24 protein-coding genes are annotated in these 24,456 nt (G+C 59.9%); 13 read left to right on the top strand and 11 right to left on the bottom strand.

All coding sequences use genetic code 11. The features are described 5' to 3' along the window. The first annotated feature begins 76 nt into the window (after positions 1-76). From lnt to PMI11_RS06970, 4 genes are all read left to right on the top strand, one after another. Positions 77-1,681 (top strand): apolipoprotein N-acyltransferase, encoded by a 1,605-nt coding sequence (lnt, locus tag PMI11_RS06985; protein WP_007814907.1) that lies wholly within the window; start codon positions 77-79, stop codon positions 1,679-1,681. Positions 1,682-1,834: 153 nt separating this feature from the next. Continuing rightward, on the top strand, positions 1,835-2,254 hold the full coding sequence (locus PMI11_RS06980) for a helix-turn-helix domain-containing protein (RefSeq protein WP_007814904.1): 420 nt from the start codon (positions 1,835-1,837) through the stop codon (positions 2,252-2,254). Between the two features lie 179 nt (positions 2,255-2,433). Next, a complete protein-coding gene (gene metK, locus PMI11_RS06975; protein ID WP_007814903.1) occupies positions 2,434-3,687 on the top strand; it encodes a methionine adenosyltransferase in 1,254 nt (417 codons plus the stop codon). Beyond that, positions 3,684-4,385 carry a tRNA (guanine(46)-N(7))-methyltransferase TrmB gene (locus PMI11_RS06970; protein WP_007814901.1) on the top strand — a complete coding sequence of 234 codons (702 nt, stop codon included), beginning with the start codon at positions 3,684-3,686 and terminating at the stop codon, positions 4,383-4,385. The genes metK and PMI11_RS06970 overlap by 4 nt, the downstream gene beginning before the upstream one ends. A 19-nt stretch (positions 4,386-4,404) precedes the next feature. On the opposite strand, the gene PMI11_RS06965 is transcribed toward PMI11_RS06970, so the two are convergent. The 3 genes from PMI11_RS06965 to PMI11_RS06955 all read right to left on the bottom strand — a co-directional run bounded on the left by PMI11_RS06965 (position 4,405) and on the right by PMI11_RS06955 (position 5,947). Continuing rightward, positions 4,405-5,124: a carbon-nitrogen hydrolase family protein gene (locus tag PMI11_RS06965; RefSeq protein WP_007814899.1), complete on the bottom strand. Its 720-nt coding sequence runs from the start codon at positions 5,122-5,124 to the stop codon at positions 4,405-4,407. 92 nt (positions 5,125-5,216) lie between these two features. Then, entirely contained in the window at positions 5,217-5,474 is a 258-nt protein-coding gene (locus PMI11_RS06960; protein WP_007814896.1) for a DUF1150 family protein, read from the bottom strand. 47 nt (positions 5,475-5,521) lie between these two features. Next, a complete protein-coding gene (locus PMI11_RS06955; protein ID WP_007814893.1) occupies positions 5,522-5,947 on the bottom strand; it encodes an Hsp20 family protein in 426 nt (141 codons plus the stop codon). Between the two features lie 282 nt (positions 5,948-6,229). On the opposite strand from PMI11_RS06955, the gene PMI11_RS06950 reads away from it, so the two are divergent. Then, entirely contained in the window at positions 6,230-7,174 is a 945-nt protein-coding gene (locus PMI11_RS06950; RefSeq protein WP_037070841.1) for a nucleoside hydrolase, read from the top strand. Positions 7,175-7,242: 68 nt separating this feature from the next. On the opposite strand, the gene grpE is transcribed toward PMI11_RS06950, so the two are convergent. Together grpE and hrcA are read right to left on the bottom strand one after the other, a co-directional pair. After that, positions 7,243-7,878, bottom strand: a complete 636-nt coding sequence (grpE, locus tag PMI11_RS06945) for a nucleotide exchange factor GrpE (protein ID WP_007814888.1) — start codon at positions 7,876-7,878, stop codon at positions 7,243-7,245. A gap of 111 nt (positions 7,879-7,989) precedes the next feature. After that, positions 7,990-9,078 (bottom strand): heat-inducible transcriptional repressor HrcA, encoded by a 1,089-nt coding sequence (hrcA, locus tag PMI11_RS06940; protein ID WP_037070837.1) that lies wholly within the window; start codon positions 9,076-9,078, stop codon positions 7,990-7,992. Positions 9,079-9,256: 178 nt separating this feature from the next. On the opposite strand from hrcA, the gene rph reads away from it, so the two are divergent. The 4 genes from rph (at position 9,257) to hemW (ending at position 12,330) form a co-directional block, all read left to right on the top strand. Next, entirely contained in the window at positions 9,257-9,973 is a 717-nt protein-coding gene (gene rph, locus PMI11_RS06935) for a ribonuclease PH (RefSeq protein WP_007814884.1), read from the top strand. A gap of 74 nt (positions 9,974-10,047) precedes the next feature. Beyond that, positions 10,048-10,464: a VOC family protein gene (locus PMI11_RS06930; protein ID WP_007814882.1), complete on the top strand. Its 417-nt coding sequence runs from the start codon at positions 10,048-10,050 to the stop codon at positions 10,462-10,464. A gap of 9 nt (positions 10,465-10,473) precedes the next feature. After that, positions 10,474-11,118, top strand: a complete 645-nt coding sequence (rdgB, locus tag PMI11_RS06925) for an RdgB/HAM1 family non-canonical purine NTP pyrophosphatase (RefSeq protein ID WP_007814880.1) — start codon at positions 10,474-10,476, stop codon at positions 11,116-11,118. Between the two features lie 15 nt (positions 11,119-11,133). Continuing rightward, complete coding sequence (gene hemW / locus PMI11_RS06920; protein ID WP_007814878.1) at positions 11,134-12,330, top strand: radical SAM family heme chaperone HemW; 1,197 nt, start codon at positions 11,134-11,136, stop codon at positions 12,328-12,330. 106 nt (positions 12,331-12,436) lie between these two features. Here the strand turns inward: hemW and PMI11_RS06915 are convergent, their stop codons facing one another. After that, positions 12,437-13,357, bottom strand: a complete 921-nt coding sequence (locus tag PMI11_RS06915; RefSeq protein WP_007814876.1) for a DMT family transporter — start codon at positions 13,355-13,357, stop codon at positions 12,437-12,439. Between the two features lie 141 nt (positions 13,358-13,498). Between PMI11_RS06915 and gcvA the strand changes: the two genes are divergently transcribed. Then, positions 13,499-14,383 (top strand): transcriptional regulator GcvA, encoded by an 885-nt coding sequence (gene gcvA, locus PMI11_RS06910; RefSeq protein WP_007814873.1) that lies wholly within the window; start codon positions 13,499-13,501, stop codon positions 14,381-14,383. Between the two features lie 99 nt (positions 14,384-14,482). Here the strand turns inward: gcvA and PMI11_RS06905 are convergent, their stop codons facing one another. The 5 genes from PMI11_RS06905 to mutM form a co-directional block, all read right to left on the bottom strand. Then, positions 14,483-15,565, bottom strand: coding sequence for a saccharopine dehydrogenase family protein (locus tag PMI11_RS06905; protein WP_007814871.1), 1,083 nt, complete (start codon positions 15,563-15,565; stop codon positions 14,483-14,485). A 133-nt stretch (positions 15,566-15,698) separates the two neighbouring features. After that, positions 15,699-17,252, bottom strand: a complete 1,554-nt coding sequence (gene dnaA, locus PMI11_RS06900) for a chromosomal replication initiator protein DnaA (protein ID WP_007814869.1) — start codon at positions 17,250-17,252, stop codon at positions 15,699-15,701. An 861-nt stretch (positions 17,253-18,113) separates the two neighbouring features. After that, complete coding sequence (gene rpsT / locus PMI11_RS06895; protein WP_007814867.1) at positions 18,114-18,392, bottom strand: 30S ribosomal protein S20; 279 nt, start codon at positions 18,390-18,392, stop codon at positions 18,114-18,116. A gap of 194 nt (positions 18,393-18,586) precedes the next feature. Further along, positions 18,587-19,360, bottom strand: a complete 774-nt coding sequence (locus PMI11_RS06890) for an enoyl-CoA hydratase (protein WP_007814864.1) — start codon at positions 19,358-19,360, stop codon at positions 18,587-18,589. 9 nt (positions 19,361-19,369) lie between these two features. Continuing rightward, positions 19,370-20,260 carry a bifunctional DNA-formamidopyrimidine glycosylase/DNA-(apurinic or apyrimidinic site) lyase gene (gene mutM, locus PMI11_RS06885; RefSeq protein ID WP_007814862.1) on the bottom strand — a complete coding sequence of 297 codons (891 nt, stop codon included), beginning with the start codon at positions 20,258-20,260 and terminating at the stop codon, positions 19,370-19,372. Positions 20,261-20,412: 152 nt separating this feature from the next. Between mutM and ubiE the strand changes: the two genes are divergently transcribed. The 3 genes from ubiE (at position 20,413) to PMI11_RS06870 (ending at position 24,445) form a co-directional block, all read left to right on the top strand. Then, complete coding sequence (gene ubiE / locus PMI11_RS06880) at positions 20,413-21,189, top strand: bifunctional demethylmenaquinone methyltransferase/2-methoxy-6-polyprenyl-1,4-benzoquinol methylase UbiE (protein WP_007814860.1); 777 nt, start codon at positions 20,413-20,415, stop codon at positions 21,187-21,189. A gap of 5 nt (positions 21,190-21,194) precedes the next feature. Next, positions 21,195-22,769, top strand: a complete 1,575-nt coding sequence (gene ubiB, locus PMI11_RS06875) for a 2-polyprenylphenol 6-hydroxylase (RefSeq protein ID WP_007814858.1) — start codon at positions 21,195-21,197, stop codon at positions 22,767-22,769. 92 nt (positions 22,770-22,861) lie between these two features. Continuing rightward, complete coding sequence (locus tag PMI11_RS06870) at positions 22,862-24,445, top strand: aromatic amino acid lyase (protein ID WP_007814856.1); 1,584 nt, start codon at positions 22,862-22,864, stop codon at positions 24,443-24,445. The last annotated feature ends 11 nt before the right edge of the window (positions 24,446-24,456 follow it).

Genomic DNA, 24,456 nt, shown 5'->3' with positions numbered 1-24,456 from the left:
TTTCCGTAAGACGACAAGCGCGCGCTTTTTTGAAAGACTGCGATTGGATTGATTCGCGGCTTTGATGGGAGTGCGCATGGAGCGGCTTGCGGACAGGATTATCCTCGTCTGGGGTTTCAAACGGTCATTGCTTGCGATCGCAGCAGGCGCCTTTGGCGTCCTGGCGCTGCCTCCCATCGGCTTCTTCGCCGCGATGTTCGTTTCCTTCACGCTGCTCGTCTGGCTGATCGACGGGGCGGCCGCCTCGCCGGAAAGCAGCCTTCCCGGCAGGCTCTGGCCGGCATTTGCCACGGGCTGGCTGTTCGGCTTTGGTTACTTCGCTGCGGGGCTCTGGTGGGTTGGGCAGGCATTGCTGATCGATTCAGAGGAGTTTGCCTGGGCTTTGCCGCTCGCAATCCTCGGCCTTCCAGCCTGCCTTGCCATCTTCTATGGCTTGGCTGCGGCGCTTGCCCGTATCTTCTGGTCCGATGGAATGGGGCGGATTGCAGCACTTGCTGCCAGCTTCGGCCTGCTTGAGTGGCTACGCAGCTTCATCTTCACCGGTTTTCCGTGGAATGCCATCGGCTATGCCATGATGCCCATGCCTGTCATGATGCAGTCCGCGCATGTGATCGGCACCATGGGGGTGACGGCTCTCTCGGTCTTCGTCTTTGCCGCCCCTGCCCTCTTCGGAACGCGGCAGGGAGCGAAACTCGGCATCAGCCTCGCGGCAATCCTCTTTGCGGCGCATCTCGGTTACGGCGCCTATATCCTTTATCTCACGCCGAAGCCCGAGGCGTTACCCGAGGGCAAGCGGCCTGTGGTTCGCCTGGTCCAGCCGGCGATCGATCAATCCGTCAAGATGGACAATGATGCGGATCGCGAGGCGATCTTCGAGACACATCTCAAGCTTTCGACGGAGCCTCCCAAGGAAGGCGGCAGGAAGCCTGATATCATCGTCTGGCCGGAAACCTCGATCCCCTTCATCCTCACCGACAACAAGGATGCGCTGACGCAGATTGCCGATACGCTCGACGACGACCAGATCCTGATCGCAGGCGCCGTGCGCGCTGAAGAACTCGGCCCCGGCTATCCCACCCGCTATTATAATTCGATCTATGTGATCGACGGGCGGGGGCAGATCGTCGCCGCCTCCGACAAGGTGCATCTCGTTCCCTTCGGCGAATATCTTCCCTTCGAGGACATGCTCAACGAACTCGGCATCCAGAATGTCGTGGAGATGCCGGGCGGTTTTTCGGCGGCCGCCAGCCGTCATCTGCTCGAGCTTCCGAGCGGTCTGAAATTCTATCCGCTCGTCTGCTACGAAATCATCTTCCCGGACGAAATGACCGGCGACATCGACCACGCGAACGCCATTCTCAACATCACGAATGACAGCTGGTTCGGCTCAACACCGGGTCCGTACCAGCATTTTCAGCAGGCACGCGTACGAGCGGTTGAGACCGGTTTGCCGCTGATTCGCGATGCGAATAGTGGAATTTCAGCGGTTGTAGACGCGCGCGGCGAAATCGTTTCAGGTCTAAAATTGGACGAAATTGGCTTTATTGATGCAACCCTCGATGGATTCGAGAAAAACACAGGAAGCCCATACCCCCGGCAAACGTACTTCTGGTTGACTGAAACGTTACTGATGATCATTGCGCTAATTTCACGCAGGGGTTTTATTTTCAGGTTGAATTGACCGAAAACCCCTAAAATTGCATAGTGGTCGCAATCGGCGTTAGTAACGTATGCTTCAAGGTGGGTTATCGCGACTTGCAACGTGGCGTTACGGAATGAGGTCAGGGCATGCCGGTTAGAACAGAGTTGAATTTTTCTTTGCTAGGGCACGACCATGATTGAAAATAAGAAGAAGCCGAATCCTATCGACATCCATGTCGGTAGCCGCATCCGGCTTCGCCGTACTATGTTAGGCATGAGCCAGGAGAAGCTCGGCGAAAGCCTCGGCATCACCTTTCAGCAAATCCAGAAATACGAGAAGGGTACCAACCGCGTTGGTGCCAGCCGCCTCCAGAACATTTCAAGCATCCTCAACGTTCCCGTTTCCTTCTTCTTCGAAGACGCTCCCGGCGAACATTCCGGCGCCTTGACCGGCATGTCGGAAGCCTCGAGTTCGAACTACGTCGTCGATTTCCTCTCTTCTTCGGAAGGACTCCAGCTCAACCGCGCATTTGTGAAGATCACCGATCCCAAGGTTCGTCGCAAAGTCGTCGAATTGGTGAAGGCACTGGCGGCGGAAGCCGACTCCGACTGAGCGTCCCCCACGCTCGGAAAGCTTAAGGCGGCTCAAAAGGCCGCCTTTTTGCGTTTTTGGGGCAAAATTTGTCATTTCGCCGCAGATATAAAGATATATTTATGTCCTTCTGTGCTTGTCATCGGGGCGCGAAGTGAGTACCTACTAGACCGCTTTTGTTCTTTGAGGGGAATCCCGGAATGCGCGCGAACTATCTCTTTACCAGCGAATCTGTTGCCGAAGGTCACCCGGACAAGGTGTGTGACCGCATCTCCGACGAGATCGTCGATCTGGTCTACCGCGAAGCGGCAAAGACCGGCATCAATCCGTGGGGCGTGCGCATTGCCTGCGAAACCCTCGCGACGACCAACCGCGTCGTCATCGCCGGTGAAGTTCGCCTGCCGCCGAGCCTGATGAAGAAGGACAAGGACGGCAACGACGTCATCAACCCGTCGAAGTTCAAGGCTGCGGCCCGTCGCGCCATCAAGGACATCGGTTACGAGCAGGAGGGCTTCCACTGGAAGAAGGCCAAGATCGACGTGCTGCTGCATTCGCAGTCGGCCGACATCGCCCAGGGCGTGGACAGCGCCGCCGACCAGCAGGGTGACGAAGGCGCCGGCGACCAGGGCATCATGTTCGGCTACGCCTGCAAGGAGACGCCTGATCTCATGCCGGCGCCGATCTACTATTCCCACAAGATCCTTCAGCTGCTCGCTGCCGCCCGCAAGAAGGGCGAAGGCGAAGTCGCCAAGCTCGGCCCCGACGCCAAGAGCCAGGTGACCGTACGCTATGTCGACGGCAAGCCGGCGGAAGCCACCTCGATCGTTCTTTCCACCCAGCATCTGGACGACAGCTGGGATTCGAAGAAGGTTCGCAGCGTCGTCGAGCCCTATATCCGCGAAGCTCTCGGCGACCTGAAGATCGCCGACGATTGCAAGTGGTACATCAACCCCACCGGCAAGTTCGTCATCGGCGGCCCGGATGGTGATGCCGGCCTCACCGGCCGCAAGATCATCGTCGACACCTACGGCGGCGCTGCTCCGCATGGCGGTGGCGCGTTCTCCGGCAAGGACACGACCAAGGTCGACCGTTCGGCTGCCTATGCTGCCCGCTACCTCGCCAAGAACGTCGTCGCTGCCGGCCTTGCCGACCGTTGCACGATCCAGCTCTCCTACGCCATCGGTGTTGCTCAGCCGCTATCGATCTATGTCGACCTGCATGGCACCGGCAAGGGTGTTTCCGAGGATCAGGTCGAAGCCGCGATCCGCCAGAACATGGACCTGTCGCCGTCGGGCATCCGCCGTCATCTCGATCTCAACAAGCCGATCTATGCCAAGACCTCCGCCTACGGCCATTTCGGCCGCAAGGCCGGCCGCGACGGCTCGTTCTCGTGGGAGCGCACCGACCTCGTGAAAGGCCTCAAGGACGCGGTCAAGACCAAGGCAGCTGCATGACGGATATGGAACGCCGGGGCCGGGCGACCGAAGCGTTTTTCGGTCGCCGCAAGGGGAAAGCCTTGCGTGAACAGCAGGCCGATCGGCTCGCTACACTGCTTCCGGCATTCATCATCGATCTCTCGGCGGCTCCCCCGGAGCCGCCGAAGAGCATTTTCCCTGATCCGGTCGCGAAAATGCGGCTGGAGATCGGCTTCGGCGGTGGAGAACATCTCATCCACCGCGCGCTGGAAACACCTTCGACGGGCTTTATCGGCGTCGAGCCTTTTGTAAACTCCATGCAGAAGCTGCTTGCACGCATCGATGAAACGGGCGCGCGCAACGTGCGTGTCTATAATGATGACGCGACGCAGCTTCTCGACTGGCTTCCCGATCATTGCCTCGATCAGATCGACCTGCTCTATCCGGATCCTTGGCCGAAGCGGAAGCACTGGAAGCGTCGCTTCGTCTCCAAGACCAATCTCGACCGTTTTCACCGCGTGCTGAAGCCGGGCGGGCTGTTCTGCTTCGCCTCAGACATCGACACCTATGTGAACTGGACGCTCTTGAAATGCCGCGACCATGGCGGCTTCGAATGGATGGCGCAGAATGCCGCCGACTGGCTGACGCCCTATGAGGGCTGGCCGAGCACCCGCTACGAAGCCAAGGCCCGCCGCGAAGGCCGCTCCTCGGCCTATCTCACCTTCAAGCGTGTCTGACCTACTTAGATATGAGCTTTCAGGGCAGATCAGCCATCACGACATCCTCGACGCCTTCGACGGCCTTGCCCATCACAGAGCCGTCGGGCGCGATGATGGCTGTGCAGCCATAGCCGAACCAGCCGTCTGGGTTTTCACCGACAGCATCGCAGCACATGTACCAGCGCTTCGTCCGCCGCGCGCAGGAGCGCATGTGCTCCAGCGATTCCTCGCGCCAGATCTCGGCCTTGATGGGCCGCAGCACCATATTGATCGGGCAGCAGATCAGATCCACGCCCTGCGCAACGAGCCTGTCGGCGGCATCGGGATAGTTGGTATCGTTGCAGATATTGATGCCGAAGGTGCGGCCGGCGCGGCTCCAGACAGGGAAGTCGGTTCCCGGAGCACAGCCGCTCTCGATGGGATAGGCCTTGGCATAGGTGCCACGCAGCACGCCGGCTTCGATCACTACGGCACTGTTGAAGACCGCTTCGCCACGGCGTTCGAAACAGCCGACGATGGCGGTCGCCCTTGTCGGCGCGAGCTTTTCAAGGATCGAAAGGAATGCCGGACTGTCGAGCGATAGCGCACGGCTCTCAATCAGGCTCTGCCGGTAGCTATGTCCCTGGAGATAGGATTCGGAAAAGAGGGCAAGATCGACGCCATGCGCATCGGCCCAGAGCAAATCGCTCAATATCGCATCGGCCGCGGCCTCCGCGTCGTCGAAAATGGGAAAACGCTGGAAGGCGGCTATACGCATGGGCAAGGGACTAGCATGAGTCCCTCGCATCGCCCATTATCATTCTTCACACATGCATTCTGACGGCCGGCCTTGCGGCAGCCCGGTCGTGATCAATGCAGGCTGACTGTCTTCAGCTCGTCTTCGGCAGCCTTGAAGAAGGTGCTGGAGCGGTTATCCGTCAGCAGGATCGGTGTACCATCAGCGCCGAACAATGCCCAGAGATCGACGCTTGGATCGATATCCGGCGCCTCGGGGAAGCACTTGGCAACCTCTTCATTGCGTATTTTGCGGATATAGGCGACCTCGCCATTGCCGATGCCGGCAAGTTCGGACTTGGTCAGACGCGACGTAGCTTCTTTCATCAACATTCCTGTTCCTCCGAGAGAAGGGACCAACGGTTCAACAAACCGTTGTGCTACTGTGAAACCGAAATGTTAATTTTCTTGACCATGCGCGCCGGTTCCGGGCGAATTAGATCCACCGAGAGCAGACCGTTCTTGAGGCTTGCGCCTAAGACCTGCATGCCATCCGCGAGAACGAAGGTGCGCTGGAACTGTCTCGCCGCAATGCCACGATAGAGATAATCGCGCTCGCCCTGATCGATCTGCCGGCCACGGATCAGAAGCTGGTTTTCCTCGGTCGACACATCGAGCTCTTCTTCGCTGAAACCGGCGACTGCAAGCGTGATGCGAAGCCGCTCAGGCGCGTCGCGGCCTGCGGCGATGCGTTCGATATTATAGGGTGGATAACCATCGCTCGCCTTGGAAATCCGCTCCAGCGTCTTTTCCATGGCATCGAAGCCCAGAAGCAGCGGGCTGGCGAAAGGGGTGATACGGCTCATCTTCCAAAGTCCTTGATGCAAGCGACCTCTCCGGACCTCAACATGCAGCATCCGGGTATCGCTAATATGGGAACGACAATTGCCCGCTGCAAGGCGTGATGGCTGCCAGCCAGGCCTCCCATATTTTAAGGTAAAGCTCCGTAGGACCGCTTCCTTGACAAAGGACGCAGCGCCCCGCATCAAAACATGCCCCGGCGCACTGTGTTGATTTGTGACGGGAGCGTGAAGACAATGAAAAGGTGCGTGCTGGAGCGATGCGCACCGGAGGATGGAACTATCCGGATGGCAGAACCGAGAAAAATCATTATCGACACCGACCCCGGCCAGGACGATGCTGCCGCGATCATGCTGGCCTTCGGCAGCCCGGGAGAGCTTGATGTCCTGGGCATCACCACTGTCGCCGGCAACGTGCCACTGTCTCTGACAAGCCGCAATGCGCGCATCATCTGCGAGCTTTGCGAGCGGACCGATATCAAGGTCTTTGCCGGCGCCGACCGGCCGATCGCCCGCAAGCTGGTCACCGCCGAGCATGTGCATGGCAAGACAGGTCTCGACGGCCCTACCCTTCCTGAGCCGACGATGCCGCTGCAGGCGCAGCATTCCGTCGACTTCATCATCGAAACACTGCGACGCGAGCCGGAAGGCACCGTCACGCTCTGTACGCTCGGGCCGCTGACCAATATCGCCCTCGCCTTCCAGAAAGCGCCCGACATCGTGCCGCGTATCCGCGAACTTGTCATGATGGGCGGCGGCTTCTTTGAAGGCGGCAACATCACGCCGGCTGCTGAATTCAACATCTATGTCGATCCGGAAGCCGCCGATATCGTGTTCCGCTCGGGCGTGCCCGTCGTCATGATGCCGCTCGATGTGACGCATCAGCTTCTGACCCGCAAGGACCGCGTCAAGCGTATGGCCGAAATCGGCACGGCGCCCGCCAAGGCGATGGTGGAGATGCTGGAATTCTTCGAGCGCTTCGACATAGAAAAATATGGCTCGGATGGCGGCCCGCTTCACGACCCGACGACGGTCGCCTACCTGCTGAAGCCTGAGCTCTTCAAGGGCCGGGACTGCAATGTCGAGATCGAAGTGACGTCGGAACTGACCGTCGGCATGACGGTCGTCGACTGGTGGCACGTGACCGACCGCAAGCGCAATGCGAAGGTCATGCGCGATGTGGATGCCGACGGCTTTTTCGATCTGCTGATCGAGCGCTTTGCGCGCATATGATCGCCAGGTGAGATTGATATGAAAAAGGCCGCTGACGCGGCCTTTTTCAATTATCTCGTCCGGTTGATTTAAGCGTCCTTCTCGTCCAGCACCGAGTTGGCCTCGGCTTCCACGAGTTTCGGACCACCCTTGGCGACGCCGACCATGGCCGGGCGCAGCACGCGCTCACCGATGGAGAAACCGGCCTGTACGACCTGCACGACCGTATTGTTCGGCACTTCGGTATTCGGCACTTCGAACATCGCCTGATGGAAGTTCGGGTCGAACTTCTGGCCGACCGGCTCCAGCTTGCGAACGCCGTGGCGTTCAAGAGCCGAGAGCATGGAACGCTCGGTCATATCCACGCCTTCAATCAGCGTGGTCAGACCGGGATCAGCCGTTTCCTTCACTTCGGCAGGAATGGCGTCCAGCGCGCGGCGCAGATTGTCCGAGACGGCCAGCATGTCGCGGGCGAAGCCTGCGACGGAATAGGACTTGGCGTCCTTGACCTCGCGCTCTGTACGGCGTCGCAGATTATCCATTTCAGCGGCAAGCCGCAGATAGCGGTCGCGCAATTCGGTATTCTCGGCCTTCAGAAGCTCAAGCGCATCCGGTTCGCCTGCAGCTGCTTCCTTCACGGCTTCATTCTCGACGTTTGCGGCGGCATCGGTTGTGGCTTCCGCCGCAGCCGCGTCAGGTCCGTTCTTCGTCGTTTCATCAGTCATGACGGTCTCCGGTTCGTGTATTCTCAGATGCGCCCGATATCGATGTTTGGCCGGAAAAAATCAAGTCTGCGTGACGAAGAAGCTGAAATTCCGCCGGTTTCGCGCAAGGGATCAGAGAGATCCGCGCGAAAGGCGCGATACGAGCTGGGCCGTATAGTCCACCATCGGCACGATGCGGGAATAATTGAGCCGCGTGGGACCGATCACGCCCACCGCACCAACGATGCGGTCGTCGTCATCGCGATAGGGCGCCACAATGAGCGAGGAGCCGGAAAGTGAGAAGAGCTTGTTTTCCGAACCGATGAAAATGCGTACGCCCGGCCCGCTTTCGGCAAGGTTCAGGAGCTCGATTAAGCTGTCCTTCTTCTCGAGGTCATCGAAAAGCAGGCGCAGCCGGTCGAGGTCTTCCGCCCCGCCCACGCCTTCCAGCAGGTTTGCTCGGCCACGGATGATGAGCTGTGCCGGCTTGGTCTCGTCCGAGCTGCCGGCCCATACGGCGATGCCGCGCTCCACGAGATCCCGCGACAGCGCATCGAGCTCGTGGCGAACTTCATCTTTCAGCCGGCTCAATTGCAGGCGCAATTCCGGCAGCGTCTGGCCGGTCATGTGCGCGTTAAGAAAATTGGCGGCTTCGGTGAGCTGCGAAGAAGTAACGCCCGCAGGCAGCTCGATGATGCGGTTTTCTATCTGATCATGATCGCCGACGAGCACGGCCAGCGCCTTGGTAGGCTCCAGGCGGATGAACTCGACATGTTTCAGAACCGGGTCGCTCTTGGACGTGATAACGAGGCCAGCACCGCGCGAAATGCCCGAGAGCATGCGGCTTGCCTCGTTCATCATCGATTCCACGGGATTGTCGCGGCTTCCGGCCCGGACCTGGCGGTCGATGCTGGCACGCTCCTCGACGGAGAGATCGCCGACCTGCATGAAGGCATCGACGAAGAAGCGCAGCCCGATCTGGGTCGGCAGGCGGCCGGCGCTGACATGCGGAGAATAGATGAGCCCGAGCTCTTCCAGATCGCTCATGACATTGCGAACGGAGGCAGGCGACAGAGACATGGGCAGAAGACGCGAGAGATTGCGGGAGCCCAAGGGCTCGCCATGCTCCAGATAGCCTTCGACGATGCGCCGGAAAATTTCCTTCGATCGTTCATCCAGCGCAGCCACGGCATCCGAAATTGATGTCGACCTGTAGCTCATGAACTTTTCGCACCCGCACTGAATGATGTCAGGGAAATATAGCCAATCTGACCCCCGTGGCAAAAGGGAATTTGCAAATGCACGCAGCCAATCGTAGAAGCGGGCGACGATACAATGCATGCATGACATTGCCCGAGAAGCGCTTACGCTTTTCGGCATCATGTTTCAGGAGAAGAGAATGCGACCTTCAGGCAGAAAAACAGACCAGATGCGCAAGGTCTCCTTCGAGCGCAATTTTTCCAAGCATGCGGAAGGTTCCTGCCTGGTGAAGTTCGGCGACACACACGTGCTCTGCACGGCAAGCCTCGAAGACAAGACCCCGCCGTGGCTGCGCAATACCGGCAAGGGCTGGGTCACTGCCGAATATGGCATGCTGCCGCGCGCCACCGGCGAACGCATGAAGCGCGAAGCTGCTGCCGGCAAGCAGGGCGGCCGCACGCAGGAAATCCAGCGCCTCATCGGCCGCTCGCTGCGAGCCGTGGTTGATCTGACCGCGCTTGGCGAACGCCAGATCACGCTCGACTGCGATGTCATCCAGGCAGATGGCGGCACGCGCACGGCCTCGATTACCGGTGGCTGGATTGCGCTTTACGACTGCCTGCGCTGGATGGAAACCCGCAACATGATCAAGGCCGACCGCGTACTGAAGGATCATGTCGCGGCGATCTCCTGCGGCATCTTCGCCAACCAGCCTGTGATTGACCTCGACTATCTCGAGGATTCCTCGGCCGAGACCGATGCCAATTTCGTCATGACGGGCGCCGGCGGCATCGTGGAGATTCAGGGCACTGCAGAAGGCACGCCTTTCAGCGAGGAAGAATTCTCGTCGCTGATGGGCCTTGCCAAGGCAGGGATTGCCGACCTGGTGGACCTGCAGAAGCAGGCGATCGCCTGAGGCTTCCATTCAAGCCTCGCGAGTGAATTTCCTCGTCCCTGCTTCCGGGGGCAAGGCCGGACAAGGGGCGGGCAATGGCGCAACCCATCGAAGGCATTCTTGAAACTGCGCTCTACGCAACCGATCTCGATGCGGCCGAAGGCTTTTACGGGACTGTGCTTGGCCTTGAGAAGATCGCACGTTCGGGCAACCGCCATGTATTCTTCCGCTGCGGACCAGGCGTGCTCCTGATCTTCAACCCGGAGGAAACGGTGAAGCCGCCAGCGCCTGACAGCCTGCAGGTTCCGCCACATGGCACCATTGGAAAAGGCCATGCCTGCTTCAGGGTTTCAGGAGATAATCTCGATGCGATGGCGGAGAAGCTGAAAGCTGCCGGCATCGGCATCGAATCCGAGGTTCACTGGCCGCAGGGCGGCCGATCGATTTATTTCCGCGATCCCCAAGGCAACAGCCTGGAATGCGCGGAGGCGAAAATCTGGGGCATGGAATAAGGATATTTTATGCGTAAGCTCGAAACCAAGACTATTGTCGTCGCCAGCCATAATCAGGGCAAGATCCGCGAAATCCAGGATCTGATCGGACCGCTCGGCTTTACCGCCAAATCGGCTGCCGAGCTCAATTTCATCGAGCCCAAGGAAACCGGGACGACGTTCGAGGAAAATGCCACGATCAAGGCGCTCGCCTCGGCCGAAGCCTCTGGCATGCCCGCGCTTTCTGACGATTCCGGCCTCGTCGTCGATGCGCTCGGTGGTGATCCCGGTGTCTACACGGCTGACTGGGCGGAGACTGGCAACGGTACCCGCGATTTCAACATGGCCATGGAAAAGGTCGAGAAGGCACTGGAAAAGGCCGGCGCTACGAAACCCGAGCAGCGCACCGCGCGTTTCGTCAGCGTGCTCTGCCTTGCCTGGCCAGATGGCCACACCGAGCTTTTCCGCGGCGAAGTGGAAGGCACAGTCGCCTGGCCGCCGCGCGGAATGCAGGGTTTCGGCTATGATCCGGTTTTCCAGCCTGAAGGCTATAACGTGACCTTCGGCGAGATGAGCGCGGAGGAAAAGCACGGCTGGAATATCGGCAAGCCACAGGCTCTGTCGCATCGCGCCCGCGCCTTCAAGCTCTTTGTCGAAACCTGCCTGGAAGCATAAGGCCAAGCTTAGAACATGATCGAGTCGCCTGCGCTGATGTCCGACACAAAGCTTCTGCCCGATACCGGCGAACCCGGTTTCGGGATTTATGTGCATTGGCCTTTTTGTGCTGCGAAGTGTCCCTATTGCGATTTCAACAGCCATGTCCGCCATCAGCCGGTCGATCAGGAGCGTTATGTCGCCGCTTTCCTGAAGGAGATCGCCACGGCCCGACAGATGAGCGGATCGAAGACGGTGACCAGCATCTTCCTCGGCGGCGGCACGCCCTCGTTGATGAAGCCGGAAACGGTCGACGCGATCATGAACGGCATTTCGCGGCATTGGCATGTGCCCGACGGTATCGAGATCACGATGGAGGCCAACCCCTCGAGCGTTGAGGCCGAACGCTTCCGCGGCTATCGCGCCGCCGGAGTCAACCGCGTCTCGCTCGGTGTGCAAGCGCTGAACGATCGCGATCTCAAATTCCTCGGACGACTGCATGACGTTGCCGACGCGCTGAGGGCGATCAGGCTGGCGCGCGACATCTTCCCGCGCATGTCCTTCGATCTGATCTATGCCAGGCCGAACCAGACGGTGGAGGAATGGGAGCGCGAGCTGAAAGAAGCGATTTCCTATGCAGTCGATCACCTTTCGCTCTACCAGCTTACCATCGAGGAAGGCACGCCCTTCTACGGCCTCCACAAGGCCGGAAAGCTGATTGTGCCCGATGGGGACCAGTCCGCCGAACTCTATGAGGCCACCCAGGAAATCACCGAGCGTGAAGGATTGCCGGCCTATGAGGTATCCAACCATGCCCGGCCCGGCGCCGAGAGCCGCCACAACCTCACCTACTGGCGCTATGGCGATTATGCCGGCATTGGCCCCGGCGCACATGGGCGCCTGACGCGCGGACCAGAAAAGATCGCGACCGCTACGGAGCGCAAGCCGGAAGCCTGGCTGGACCTCGTCGAACGCGACGGGCACGGTATCATCGAGCAAGAGCGCCTCGGCTTCGATGAGCAGGCCGATGAATTGCTGCTGATGGGACTGCGCCTGAAGGAAGGCGTCGATCTTGCCCGCTGGCAGCAGCTTTCCGGTCGCGATCTCGATCCGAAACGCGAAGAGTTTTTACTGGAACACCGCTTCATCGAGCGGATCGGCAATTCGCGGCTGCGCTGCACGCCGTCAGGCATGCTGATCCTCGATTCCGTTGTCGCGGACCTCGCCTGCTAGAGCATTCCCGTTATTCTTCGAAACACGGGAATGCTCTATCTCTGTTTTTACGCAGTTCCGGGCACAAAACCGCAGCACGCTTTTGCTGGAATTGCTCTAGGCCGCGTCAAGCAGCGCGCCTCTTTCTGAAATTGACGAGCCTTCCATCGATCGCCGCAAGGCCGACCGCGATCAAGGCCATGCCGATCAGATGCTTGAACTGCAGCTGCTCGCCGAGTGCTGCAGCGCCAAGCAGGATCGCGCTGACGGGGATCAGAAAGGTGACAAGCATCAGATTCGTAGCGCCCGCCGTCGCCAGGATGCGGAAGAAGAGCACATAGGCCACGGCAGTCGAGAGGATCGCAAGGCCTGATAGCGCCAGCCAAGTTTCGGCGGAGGGTATGACGAGCGTCCAGGGCTGGTCAACAATCAGCGCGATCGGCAGCATCAGCACGGTGGAAGCAGTGACCTGCCCGGCCGCCGGAATGAGTGGCGCAAGGCCCATCCGGCGGAATCGCCGTCCCCAGATACCCGCCAGCGAATAGGAGAAGGCCGCCCCGAGGACCGCGAGCTGGGCAAGCACGTTGGAGCCGAGATCCTTCAAGGCGTCAAAACCGATCATGTAGGCCACGCCGGCGAACCCGACGATCACGCCGAAGAGACGGTTTGCCGTCAGCTTTTCATCCGCCGTCAGCACATGGGCAACGACCACGGCAAAGAGCGGCGTCGTGGCGTTGAGGATCGAGGCGAGACCGCTCGCAATATGTGTCTGGCCCCAGACGATCAGGCAGAAGGGAATCATATTGTTCAGAAGCCCCATGCCGAAGAAAGCGATCCAGCTCTGCCTGTCGCGCGGCATGGTGTGGCCCATGGCGCGCACGATCAGATTGAGTGCGATAGCAGCAAGCAGCACACGCCCTGTCACGATGGTGAAAGGTGGCAGCGCCTTTACGAGAATGCCGTTGAAGAAGAAGGAGCCGCCCCAGAGAAGCGACAGCACGATCAGCATGGCCCATTCTGCAGCTCCCATGGACTTTTGAATGGACATGACAATCTCCTTTGTCGATTTTTACTAAAGTGTTCTTTCCGACTCAGCTGTCTCGATTTGCCAGATGTATCAGTTTTTATTAGTATTCCCTGCATCTGACAAACGAGCATTTCTGACTACATGATTGAGTTGAGCTAAAGCATGATCGATCCTCTGCCCTCACTGTCAGCCCTGCGCGCCTTTGAGGCGACGGCGCGTCATCTAAGCATGACGCAGGCGGCGCACGAATTGCATGTCACGCCAGGCGCCGTCAGCCTGCAGATCCGCGATCTCGAAGCCTCGCTTGGCGTGTCGCTGTTCGAGCGGCGAACCCGGCAGATTCTGCTGACGGCGGAAGGCCGGGACTATTTCGCGACACTGCGCACCGCCTTCCAACTCGTACGCGAGGCGACGGCATCGCTGACCGCACGGCGGCGCGGCAATGCGCTGACGCTCACCTGTACGGCAGGTTTTGCAACGCACTGGCTACTGCCACGGCTTCAGCGGTTCGAGGACATGCATCCTGATATCGATGTGCGCATCAGCGCCTCTCATCGCATGTTCGATTTCGAGCGCGACGGGATCGATCTCGCCATCCGCCACGGGCTTGGCGGTTATGAGGGATTGATCAGCGAGCGGCTGGTGGATGACGAACTGGTGCCGATCTGCACGCCGGCGCTTGCGGCGACCCTTGGCGCCGATCCTTCGCCCGATCTGCTCGCAGGATATCAGCTCATCCATGACGTCTACCGCCGCGACTGGCAGCTCTGGCTGGCCGCAGCGGGCGCCACCAAGGTGGATGCCTCCCGTGGCCCGATCTTCAGTGATGGCAACGGCGCCTTCGAGGCTATGAAATCGGGTTTCGGCGTGGCGCTGATGCGCCGCTCCTTCATCGAAAAGGAACTTGCCGAAGGCCGACTCGTCGCTCCGTTTCCGCTGGGGCTGACAAGCAAGCTTGCCTACCATCTCGTCTATCCGGGCACAGCGCTGGAACGGCCGGCGGTCGCGGCCTTCCGGCGCTGGTTGCTTTCGGAGGCGAGAACTTAGAGCCTTTCCGTTTTTCTTCGAAATACGGAAAGGCTCTATCTTTTTTGTTCTAACGCAATTCCGGACGCAAAACCGCTGCACACTTTTGCTGGAATTGCTCTAATCCCTGCTGGTAGCACCCGCCTTGAACAAGCTGCCTGTCGGCGTCTTAAGGAACATGTCCAGCGGAATGTGCTCCTGATGCAGGAAGCCATTGGCCGGCAGCAGCCCGTCGCGGACCATTTCAATGACCGCAACCACCGAGGCCGACGTCGTCCAGGCGATTGCCGTACGCCGGGCGCCGGCAATCTCGATCGGATAATAGGCGCGGACAAATTCCTTTCGGCGCAAGGAGCCGTTGATCGTGCCTTCGGCCGCGACATGCACATAGACGACATCATCATCGACCGGCGGCTTGGCATTGGTGAGGATCTCGCCCGCGAGCTGGCGTTTGTCACGCATCAGAAGCTCATGGAAGAAGAAATTCATCAGTTCCATGTGGCCAGGATAACGCATCGTTTTGTAATCGAGATTATCGACCTTGCCGAGCATGGTGTCGCACATGGTGCCGAGGCCGCCCGAGGTCGTAAAGGCCTCCAGCTTGACGCCGCCGACATAGATCGTTTCGTGCCATTCCATTGGCGAGACGAGCTTACGAACCCCGCCCTCGATGACCTCGCAATCGTTCAGATATTCATTGACCACACCTTCCGGCGACCAGTTGAAGGCATAGCCCAGAAGCCCAGTCGGATGCTGTGGCAGAGCGCCGACGCGCATCCGGATCGAGCGGCAGCGGTCGAAGCCATCGGCAAGGCTTGCGCCGACGATGCCGACGAAGCCAGGCGCCAGGCCGCATTGCGGCGCCATCAGACCGCGAGCGGTTTTGGAAAGCTCGATGATGAAATTGGTGGTCGGCACGTCCTCGGTCAGATCGAAATAGTGGATGCCGGCAAGATGGGCAGCCCGCGCCAGCTCTATATTCAGATGATAGGGCAGGCAGGACAGGACCGCCTCGACGCTCGACAGCAGCTCGCCGATGACAGAGGTATCAGTGATATCGCCGGCCCGGCATTTGAAGGGCAGGTCGCCCACGGGCAGTTGTGCATCGACACCGATGACCTCGAAGCCGCCCTCATGCAAAAGCGTCGCCGCCAGCCGTCCGACCTTGCCGAGGCCGGTCACGGCAATCCGTTCAAAACTCATTGATGTCCTCCCGAACGCCGACGTTCTTCACCGGCGCATTTTTCTCACGTGGGGGCTGTATAGAATAAAAAGCTTATAAAAGAAAACAGCCGGGATTGCTCCCGGCTGCTGAAACGCGGTGACTGTGCACCGCTTATTCGTTGATGAGGCGCTTCAAAAGCTCGATCTCATGCGACAGCTTCGTGTCTCCCGAGATCAGTTCCTCGATCTTGCGCACGGCATGCAGAACTGTCGTATGGTCGCGTCCACCGAAGCGGCGTCCGATCTCCGGGAAGGAGCGCGGCGTCAATGTCTTCGCCAGATACATGGCGATCTGGCGCGGCTTGACGATGACACGCGTGCGGCGGTTCGAGACCAGTTCCTGTCGCGAGACATTGTAGTGACGCGCGACGATACGCTGGATATCCTCGATACGCACACGGCGCGGCTCGCCGGAACCGACGAGATGGGCCAGAAGCTCATCCACGCGCTCGATCGACAGGTTCGGCTCGAAGGAGCGGCGGAAGATCAACTGGTTGAAGGCGCCTTCCAGCTCGCGGCCGCTTGCCGTGATGTTGCGGGCAACATGCTGCAGCAGATCGGTCGAGATTTCCAGTGAGGGATCTTCCAAACGGGCAACCGCAAGGCGACGATTCAGGATTTCGAGACGCATCTCGTAGTCGGGACCATCGAGTTCGATCGCAACACCACCCTGCAGACGCGAACGGACGCGTGGATCAAGCGATTCCAGCTCCCACGGCGCTCGGTCGCCGGCGACGACGACCTGCTTGGCACTGTCGAGCAGCATGTTTAGCAGGTGGCAGAACTCGTGCTGGATCATCTTGCCCTGCAGGAACTGCATGTCGTCGATGATCAGAAGGTCGATGTTACGCAGCGAGTCCTTCAGCGTCAGTGCATCATTGTCGCGGATCGCTGTCGCGAAACGCCACATGAAGTATTCCGCTGTGAGATAGACAACGCGCAGGCCACGCGGGTTCTGCACCGCTGCATTGGCGATCGCCTGCAGCAGATGGGTCTTGCCGAGGCCGACGGTCGCATGGACGAAGAGCGGGTTGAAGCGCACGGCGCCCTGACCTGCTTCCGCAATGGTCTTTGCGGCGGCGAGCGCCACACGGTTGGAACTGCCCTCAACGAAAGTGTCGAAGGTGAAGCGGGAATCCAGCGGCGAGCCAAAGAGCGGCGAACCGACACTTGCCGGCCGCGCCGCAGCAGCAGCCGAAACAGCCTGCTGGACGATCTGCCCCGCCGGCTGGGCAGATGCCGGGCGGCGAAGCTGAGTGGGCTGGGTGACCGGCTCGACGGAGACTGCATCGTCCAGCGCCTTCGTGCCGGCGCGCGTTGCCGTGCGCACAAGGATCTCGACTTTCAGGATTTCGGGATCTTCAGCCTGGAACAGGCCGACAATGAGATCGAGATACCGGTTGTTGATCCACGACTTCAGAAAGGTCGTGGGAACGGTAAGACGGACGACACTCTTTGAAACCGAATGAAGCTTGAGCCGTGCAAACCAACTTGCATAGACGTCAGGACCGACTTGTGCCTTCAGACGCGCACTGACGCGTTCGAAGAGAACACCATGCTTCATCTCGCCCTTTTCTTCCGTTGCGCTCAGGTGAATGGAACCGAAAGACTGCGGTGCAGCTTCCCCGTTATCCAGTGCACCCGTCGTCATCGAATTCATCTGCATAATGCCGCCTTTCATTTCCTCGGGCGGTCATTCGTTGACAGCCGCCCGATCATTCCCCGCTTTGACAAAGCCGGCGGCATCTTCATGAGCCGCTCTCGCATGCCGGTTCACTCAAACACTGTCCCTTTTGGGACTGACAAGGAAACCCTGCGGTGGTCGCGGTCATGCGACAACCGTCTCAAGGCCTCTATGTCAGGCTGGCGGCCGATCCTCGTTTTTCGCCCGCAAGCCCGAACGCAATATTACACTTTCCCCTGCCCTTCTCCTGGCCTCACGCAGAACGTGTGGCCGCGGAGCGCACAAAACGTCCCCGTCCCGTGACAGCCACGTCACGGTACAATGCCGTCGAGTGCGTGAGAAAACGGAAGCTGTCCGCTCCGTTGCAAGTGACACAGCACCATCATCCTGCCGACTTGGCAGTTTGGACTGACTTCCGCAGGTGATGTCCGCGCCCTTTGCTGGACGCCATTTAGGCAGGATCAAAAGGCAAGATCAACGATGAATTTTACGCAAAATTAAGACGCGGCCATTGACTCCGGCGGGGCCTTTAGGGCGTCACACCAACGTCAAAAAAGAATCGCTTTTGAATCAAGGAGATTCCCCGACCGGGTTATTTTGGACACGCATAAAAAGAAAAAAGAAAAAATCTTCTTGACTCATTTGAGGCTACGGGTTGCGTGACCAGAGTCGCAAGCCTTAAAAAGATCCTTGCGTAAGCCATTGTTTTAAAACAATTTTTCCTGTCATGCCCCTGACACGAAATCGTCGCAGGATTAACCATACCCACCGCGGGCGGCGGAATCGAAAAAGCCCGGTAAAATTACCGGGCTAATCATAACGAGCAATTCGTTAATGAGATATTTAGGCGTTCGCAGAAGCCGAAAGAGCCTTCACACGAGCAGCGAGGCGCGAGACCTTGCGGGATGCCGTATTGGCATGCAGGACGCCCTTGCTTGCGGCGCGCGCCAACTCGGGTTCAGCGGCGATGAAGGCTTCCTTTGCCTTGGCGGCATCACCAGCGGCGAGTGCCTCTTCGACCTGGCGAACGTAGGTACGAACGCGCGAACGGCGAGCCTTGTTGACTGCGGTGCGGCGTGCGATCTTGCGGGTCGCCTTTTTCGCCGAAGTTGTATTGGCCATGGATGCCTCTCTCAAGAATTCGAACAAAACTCCGCCATTGCCGCGCTGGCCCTGCGGCCACTCAATTCAGCAATGCGGGAGCATTAGCGGAAAACCTGAGCGGCTTTCCGAACCGTGGGCGGGCATATAACGCTAAAGCCGCGCCACGTCAACGCGCATTTTCAAGGAAAAGCCCCTTTCCCGCCGCCGCCCGCTCACCTGTTCTTGAAGGCCGGTTTGCGCTTCTCGATGAAGGCGGCCATGCCTTCTTTCTGGTCCTCGGTCGCAAAGAGGCTCTGGAACAGACGGCGCTCGAAACGCAGGCCCTCTTCCAACGTCGTCTCGAAGGCACGGCTGACCGCCTCCTTGGCCATCAGCACGGAAGGGCGCGACAGCGATGCGATCTTGGTAGCGGCCTCCATCGCTTCGTCCAGCAGCCGCTCAGGCACCACCACACGTGAAACGAGTCCCGCGCGCTCGGCTTCCGCCGCATCCATCATCCGGCCGGTCAGGATCAAGTCCATCGCCTTGGCCTTGCCGACTGCCCGCGTCAGTCGCTGCGAGCCGCCGATGCCAGGAATGACGCCGAGTGTGATCTCCGGCTGGCCGAACTTTGCAGTCTCGGAAGCAATGATGAAGTCGCAGAGCATGGCAAGCTCGCACCCACCGCCGAGCGCAAAGCCGCTGACGGCGGCGATGATCGGCTTGCGGGCCTTGGCGATCTCGTCCCAGCCGCTGATGAAATCGCTCTTATAGACTTCGGCGAAATCGAGCGGCTGCATTTCCTTGATATCGGCGCCCGCGGCAAAGGCGCGCTCCGAGCCGGTCAGCACAATCGCGCCGATTGCATCATCCGCATGAAAGGCAGCATAGGCCAATTTCAATTCCTTGAGCACGGTCGAATTCAAGGCGTTCAGTGCCTGCGGCCGGTTCAGTGTGATCAGGCCGACATTTCCGTGGGTTTCGATAACAAGAGTTTCATAGGCCATGGCGCTCTCCTATTTCTGGCAGGTGGCGCAATAGAAGGTGGAACGGCCAGCCTGCACGATGCGCGAGACCGTACCGCCACAGCCCGGCGTGCGGCAAGCAAGACCTTCGCGATCATAGACAGAAAAGGAATGCTGGAAGTAGCCGAGCGAGCCATCCGTCTGGATATGGTCGCGCAGCGACGATCCGCCGGCGGCGATCGCATCGGCGATGACATCGCGGATGGAGGTCACAAGCAGGTTCAGCGCCTCCTTCGGCTTGCCCGTCTTCGTCACCAGCGTGCCGGCAGCGCGCATGGGCGACAGATGCGCCCGCCACAATGCCTCGCAGACATATATATTGCCGAGTCCGGCGATGGTCTTCTGGTCCAGGAGCGCGCTCTTTAGTGGCTGGGCCTTGCCGGCAAAACGCTCGGCCAGATAGGCGGCTGACAGTTCGTTGCCGGTCGGCTCCGGCCCCAGGCCGAACAGGAAAGGGTTCGCATCGAGCTCGGACCGGTCGGTAATATCCATGAAGCCGAAGCGGCGCGGGTCATTGTAGATAACGCGGCGCGGGCCGCCTTCGCCATCCAGATGGAAGATGGCGTGATCGTGCTTCTCGTCCTTGGAGCGCTCGTGGTGAAAATCGCCTGGCGTGGCAGTCAGCGGTCCCTGCTCGATCCGGAAGGAGCCGGACATGCCGAGATGGGAAATGATCGTCTTGCCGCTGTCGAGATCAATGAGCAGGTACTTGGCGCGCCGTCCGAGGCCGATGATTTTGCGGCCGGACACCTGGCTCTCGAAATCCTGCGGAAAGGGAAACCGCAGGTCGCCGCGGCGCAACTCCAACCTTTCGATCCGCGCGCCCTCCATTGCCGGCGTCAGGCCGCGCTTCACCGTTTCGACTTCTGGCAATTCCGGCATCTTAACCCATCTATATCTAACGTGTTTCAACCGCCCGCGATGTGCGCTATAGCGCCAACGTGCCGCGGGCGGACCGTGGCCCACAGATAGCGCCGCAGCCACGCTTTCGCTATGGTCGCCGCGCGAATTCTTGATGTGAACGGAGTAACTTGATGTCAGACAGCCGGACCTCCGCCGATGGCGGCATGGAAACATCCTACGGCTTCCGCGAGGTGCCGACCGGTGAGAAGCAGGGCCTCGTCAACGAGGTCTTCCACAAGGTCGCCAAGCGCTACGACATCATGAACGACGTCATGTCCATGGGCATGCATCGCGCCTGGAAGGATGCGATGATCGCGGCGCTGAACCCTCGCAAGGAGCCGGGCTACAAGGTGCTCGACGTGGCCGGTGGCACCGGCGACATCGCCTTCCGCATCATCGAAGCCTCGAACCGGCAGGCACATGCGACCGTGCTCGACATCAACGGCTCGATGCTTGGCGTCGGCGCCGAGCGGGCGGAAAAGAAGAAGCTTTCGGACAATCTGACTTTCGTTGAGGCGAATGCCGAGGACCTTCCTTTCGAGGCAAACAGCTTCGATGCCTATACGATCGCCTTCGGCATCCGCAACGTGCCGCGGATCGAGGTGGCGCTCTCGGAAGCCTATCGCGTCTTGAAACGCGGCGGCCGTCTGTTGGTGCTCGAATTTTCGGAAGTGGAATTGCCACTTCTCGACAAGGTCTATGATGCCTGGTCGTTCAATGCCATTCCGAAGTTCGGCAAGGCGATCACCGGTGATGCCGAGCCTTACCAGTATCTCGTGGAATCGATCCGCAAGTTCCCGAACCAGGAGAATTTCGCGGCGATGATCCGCACGGCCGGCTTCTCGCGCGTGACCTATACCAACTATACCGGCGGCATCGCAGCGCTGCATTCCGGCTGGAAGCTCTGATCCGCATGAGTGCTTTCGGGGCATATTTCAGGCTCGTAAGGGTCGGCTGGATTCTGGTGCGTGAAGGCGTCATTTCGGCGCTGCCTTCGGAAGGCCTGCCGCCATCCGTGAGCCTGGCAAAATCCTTTGTCGGCATGTTTGCGCGCAAGCGCAGCAAGCATCAGAAGCGCAGCGACCGGCTGGCACAGGCTGTCGAGCGGCTCGGTCCATCCTATGTGAAGATCGGCCAGTTCCTTGCGACGCGCCCTGACGTCGTCGGTGTCGAGTTCGCCGACGACCTGTCACAGCTTCAGGACCGGATGGCCTTTTTCCCGGCAGCAGCCGCCAAGGCCAATATCGAAGGCTCGCTCGGACGATCGATTACTGATCTCTACGCAAGCTTCGGCGATCCGATTGCGGCAGCCTCCATTGCGCAGGTGCATCCGGCCGAGGTCGATACGCCGACAGGACCCAAGAAGGTCGCCGTCAAGGTCGTGCGGCCCGGTGTCCGGGCACGGTTTGCCCATGATATCGAGGCGATGTATCTCGTCGCCCATATGCAGGAACGCTTCATGCCGGCCAGCCGCCGCCTGCGGCCTGTCGAGGTGACGAAAACGCTGGAACAGACCACCAAAGTGGAGATGGACCTGCGCCTTGAGGCGGCTGCCCTTTCCGAGATTGCCGAGAATACCGAGAAGGATCCCGGCTTCCGCGTGCCGAAGGTGGACTGGGAGCGCACAGGCCGCGACGTCATCACCATGGAGTGGATCGACGGCGTCAAAATGTCCGATGTCGAAGGGCTGCGGGCTGCCGGCCATGATCTCAATGAGCTTGCGGACACGCTGATCCAGTCATTCCTGCGCCATACGCTGCGCGACGGTTTTTTCCATGCCGACATGCATCCGGGCAACCTCTTCGTCGATTCCGGCGGCATGATCGTTGCCGTCGACATGGGCATTGTTGGGCGTCTCGGGAAGAAGGAGCGCCGCTTCCTTGCCGAAATCCTCTACGGCTTCATCACCCGCGACTATATCCGGGTGGCGGAAGTGCATTTTGAGGCGGGCTATGTACCCGGTCACCACAATGTCGAGAGTTTTGCTCAGGCAATCCGGGCGATCGGCGAGCCGATCCACGGCCAGCCGGCCGAGACGATCTCGATGGGCAAGCTGCTGACGCTGCTTTTCGAGGTCACCGAACTTTTCGACATGCAGACGCGGCCCGAGCTCGTCATGCTGCAGAAGACGATGGTCGTCGTCGAAGGCGTCTCGCGCATGCTCAATCCGCGCTTCAACATGTGGAAGGCGTCCGAGCCGGTCGTCGGCGACTGGATCAAGAACAATCTCGGCCCCAAGCGCATCGTCACCGATCTCAAGGATGGGCTGAAGGCGGCCGTGAAGCTCGCCGAAGCCGCGCCCGAAATCGCCGCCCAGACAGAGAAATTTCACCATCAGCTTCTGCATATGAGCGAACATGGATTGCGCTTCGACGAGCAGACGGCCGAGGCTATCGGCAAGGCGGAAGCCCGCCACAACCGCTCGGCCAAAGCGGCCCTCTGGATCATTGCGCTCACGCTTCTCTATATTGCCTGGATACTGAGCTGATCGGGAAGTAACAAAAGCATGATGTGTTCGGCATTTGGGATATCCCGCCGGATGTGAGGCTCGCTTAGTCTCGCCTCCATGGAGATGAGCACATGAAGCATGAACGCCCCGGAATCGAACTGAGCGGCCAGCCCTTCAGCTTTGCCGAGATGATGAGGATCGGCTCCGGCAAGGTTGCGCTTTCGGCCTCGGAAATCGGTATGCAGCGCGTGAAGATCGCGCGTTCGATCGTCGAGGATGCGATCGAATCCGGCATGCCAGTCTATGGGGCGACCACGGGCGTCGGTGCCATGAAGGATGTCGAGTGGTCGCCTGACGAACTCGACGCTTTCAATCTCGGCCTCGTGCGCGCCCATCACTTCGGCACCGGCACACCTTTTTCCTGCAATGTCGTGCGCAATGCCATGGCGATGCGCGTCAACACGGCGCTGACCGGCCAGGTCGGCTGCACGCCCGATCTCATCGACGCCTACATGCGCATGCTGAAGGCAGATCTCATTCCGGTCGTGCGCCGCACCGGCTCGATCGGCTGCGCCGATATCGGCCTGATGGGCCAGATCGGCGCAGTGCTGACAGGCGTCGGCGAGGCGATCTATCGCGGCAACCGCATGCAGGCGGCCGAAGCCTTCCAGGCAGCGGGCATGGAGCCCGTGAAAATGGCGCCGCGCGACAGCCTCGCCTCGCTCAGCGTCAACGCCGTCAGCTTTGCCGCCGCCGCCGAAACGACACGCAATGCCGCCGCATCAATCCGTGTGCTGCTGGCAACCGGCATGATGGCCTCAGGCGCGCTTGGCGCATCGCGCGATCCCTGGCGGGCAGTGCGCCATGTTGGCACGGCGCGAGAGGCGCTGATCGGCGCCTGGCTGTGCAACGCCTCGGACGAATGGGAATGGCCGGTCGCAACCCATGTGCAGGATGCGCTCAGCCTACGCATGATCGCCCAGGTCTTTGGTGCCGTTATCGAGAACCTGCTTTCGACCGGCCATAAGATTCTCGCCGCCACCGGCCGCTCCGACGACAATCCCGTCGTCGTCGAGGGACGCGTGATGACATCGGGCGGCTCACTGCCGCTCGATGTGACCATCCTGCTGGAATCGGCGGCGCTCTGCATGGCGCATGCGGCGCGCAACGCCTTCAACCGCTGTGTCCTGCTCGGCAATGGCCAGCGGCGCGGCCTGCCGGTCAATCTCGTGCCACCCGGCCGCATCGCGACCGGCTTCGGACCAATCATCAAGCTTGCAGGCGAAATCTTTTCGCGCGTACTCTCCATGTCGAACCCGGTTTCGGCGCAGTCGCTCGTCGTTGCGGCAGGCCTTGAGGACGAGGCGGCCTTCCTGCCGCTCGTCATCGAGCGTTTCGACCGGCAGATGCGGGCGCTGAAGCGTCTTGCCGCGCTGGAAGCCCTGCTTTCGGCACAAGCGATCGATATTATCGGCGATACGCCGAAGGGTGTAGCCGGCATGCTCTATGAGGTCGTGCGCAAACATGCGGCCTTCTATACGGTCGACCGGCCGCTTTCGTCCGAGGTCGAGGCGATCGAAGAGGAACTTGGCTCGGATGCATTCCTCTCCAAGCTGATCGAGCAGGTGCCGATTGCCTCCTTCGACGATTTCTTTGCACTCGGTTCGCTGGAGCGCATCGAGGAACGGCTGACGCGGGAACCGGCCATCATCTGAATTTCGACCTA

It is taken from the genome of Rhizobium sp. CF142 (assembly GCF_000281145.1).
GTDB lineage: Bacteria > Pseudomonadota > Alphaproteobacteria > Rhizobiales > Rhizobiaceae > Rhizobium.
This window is presented reverse-complemented; position numbering and strand designations above follow the sequence as displayed.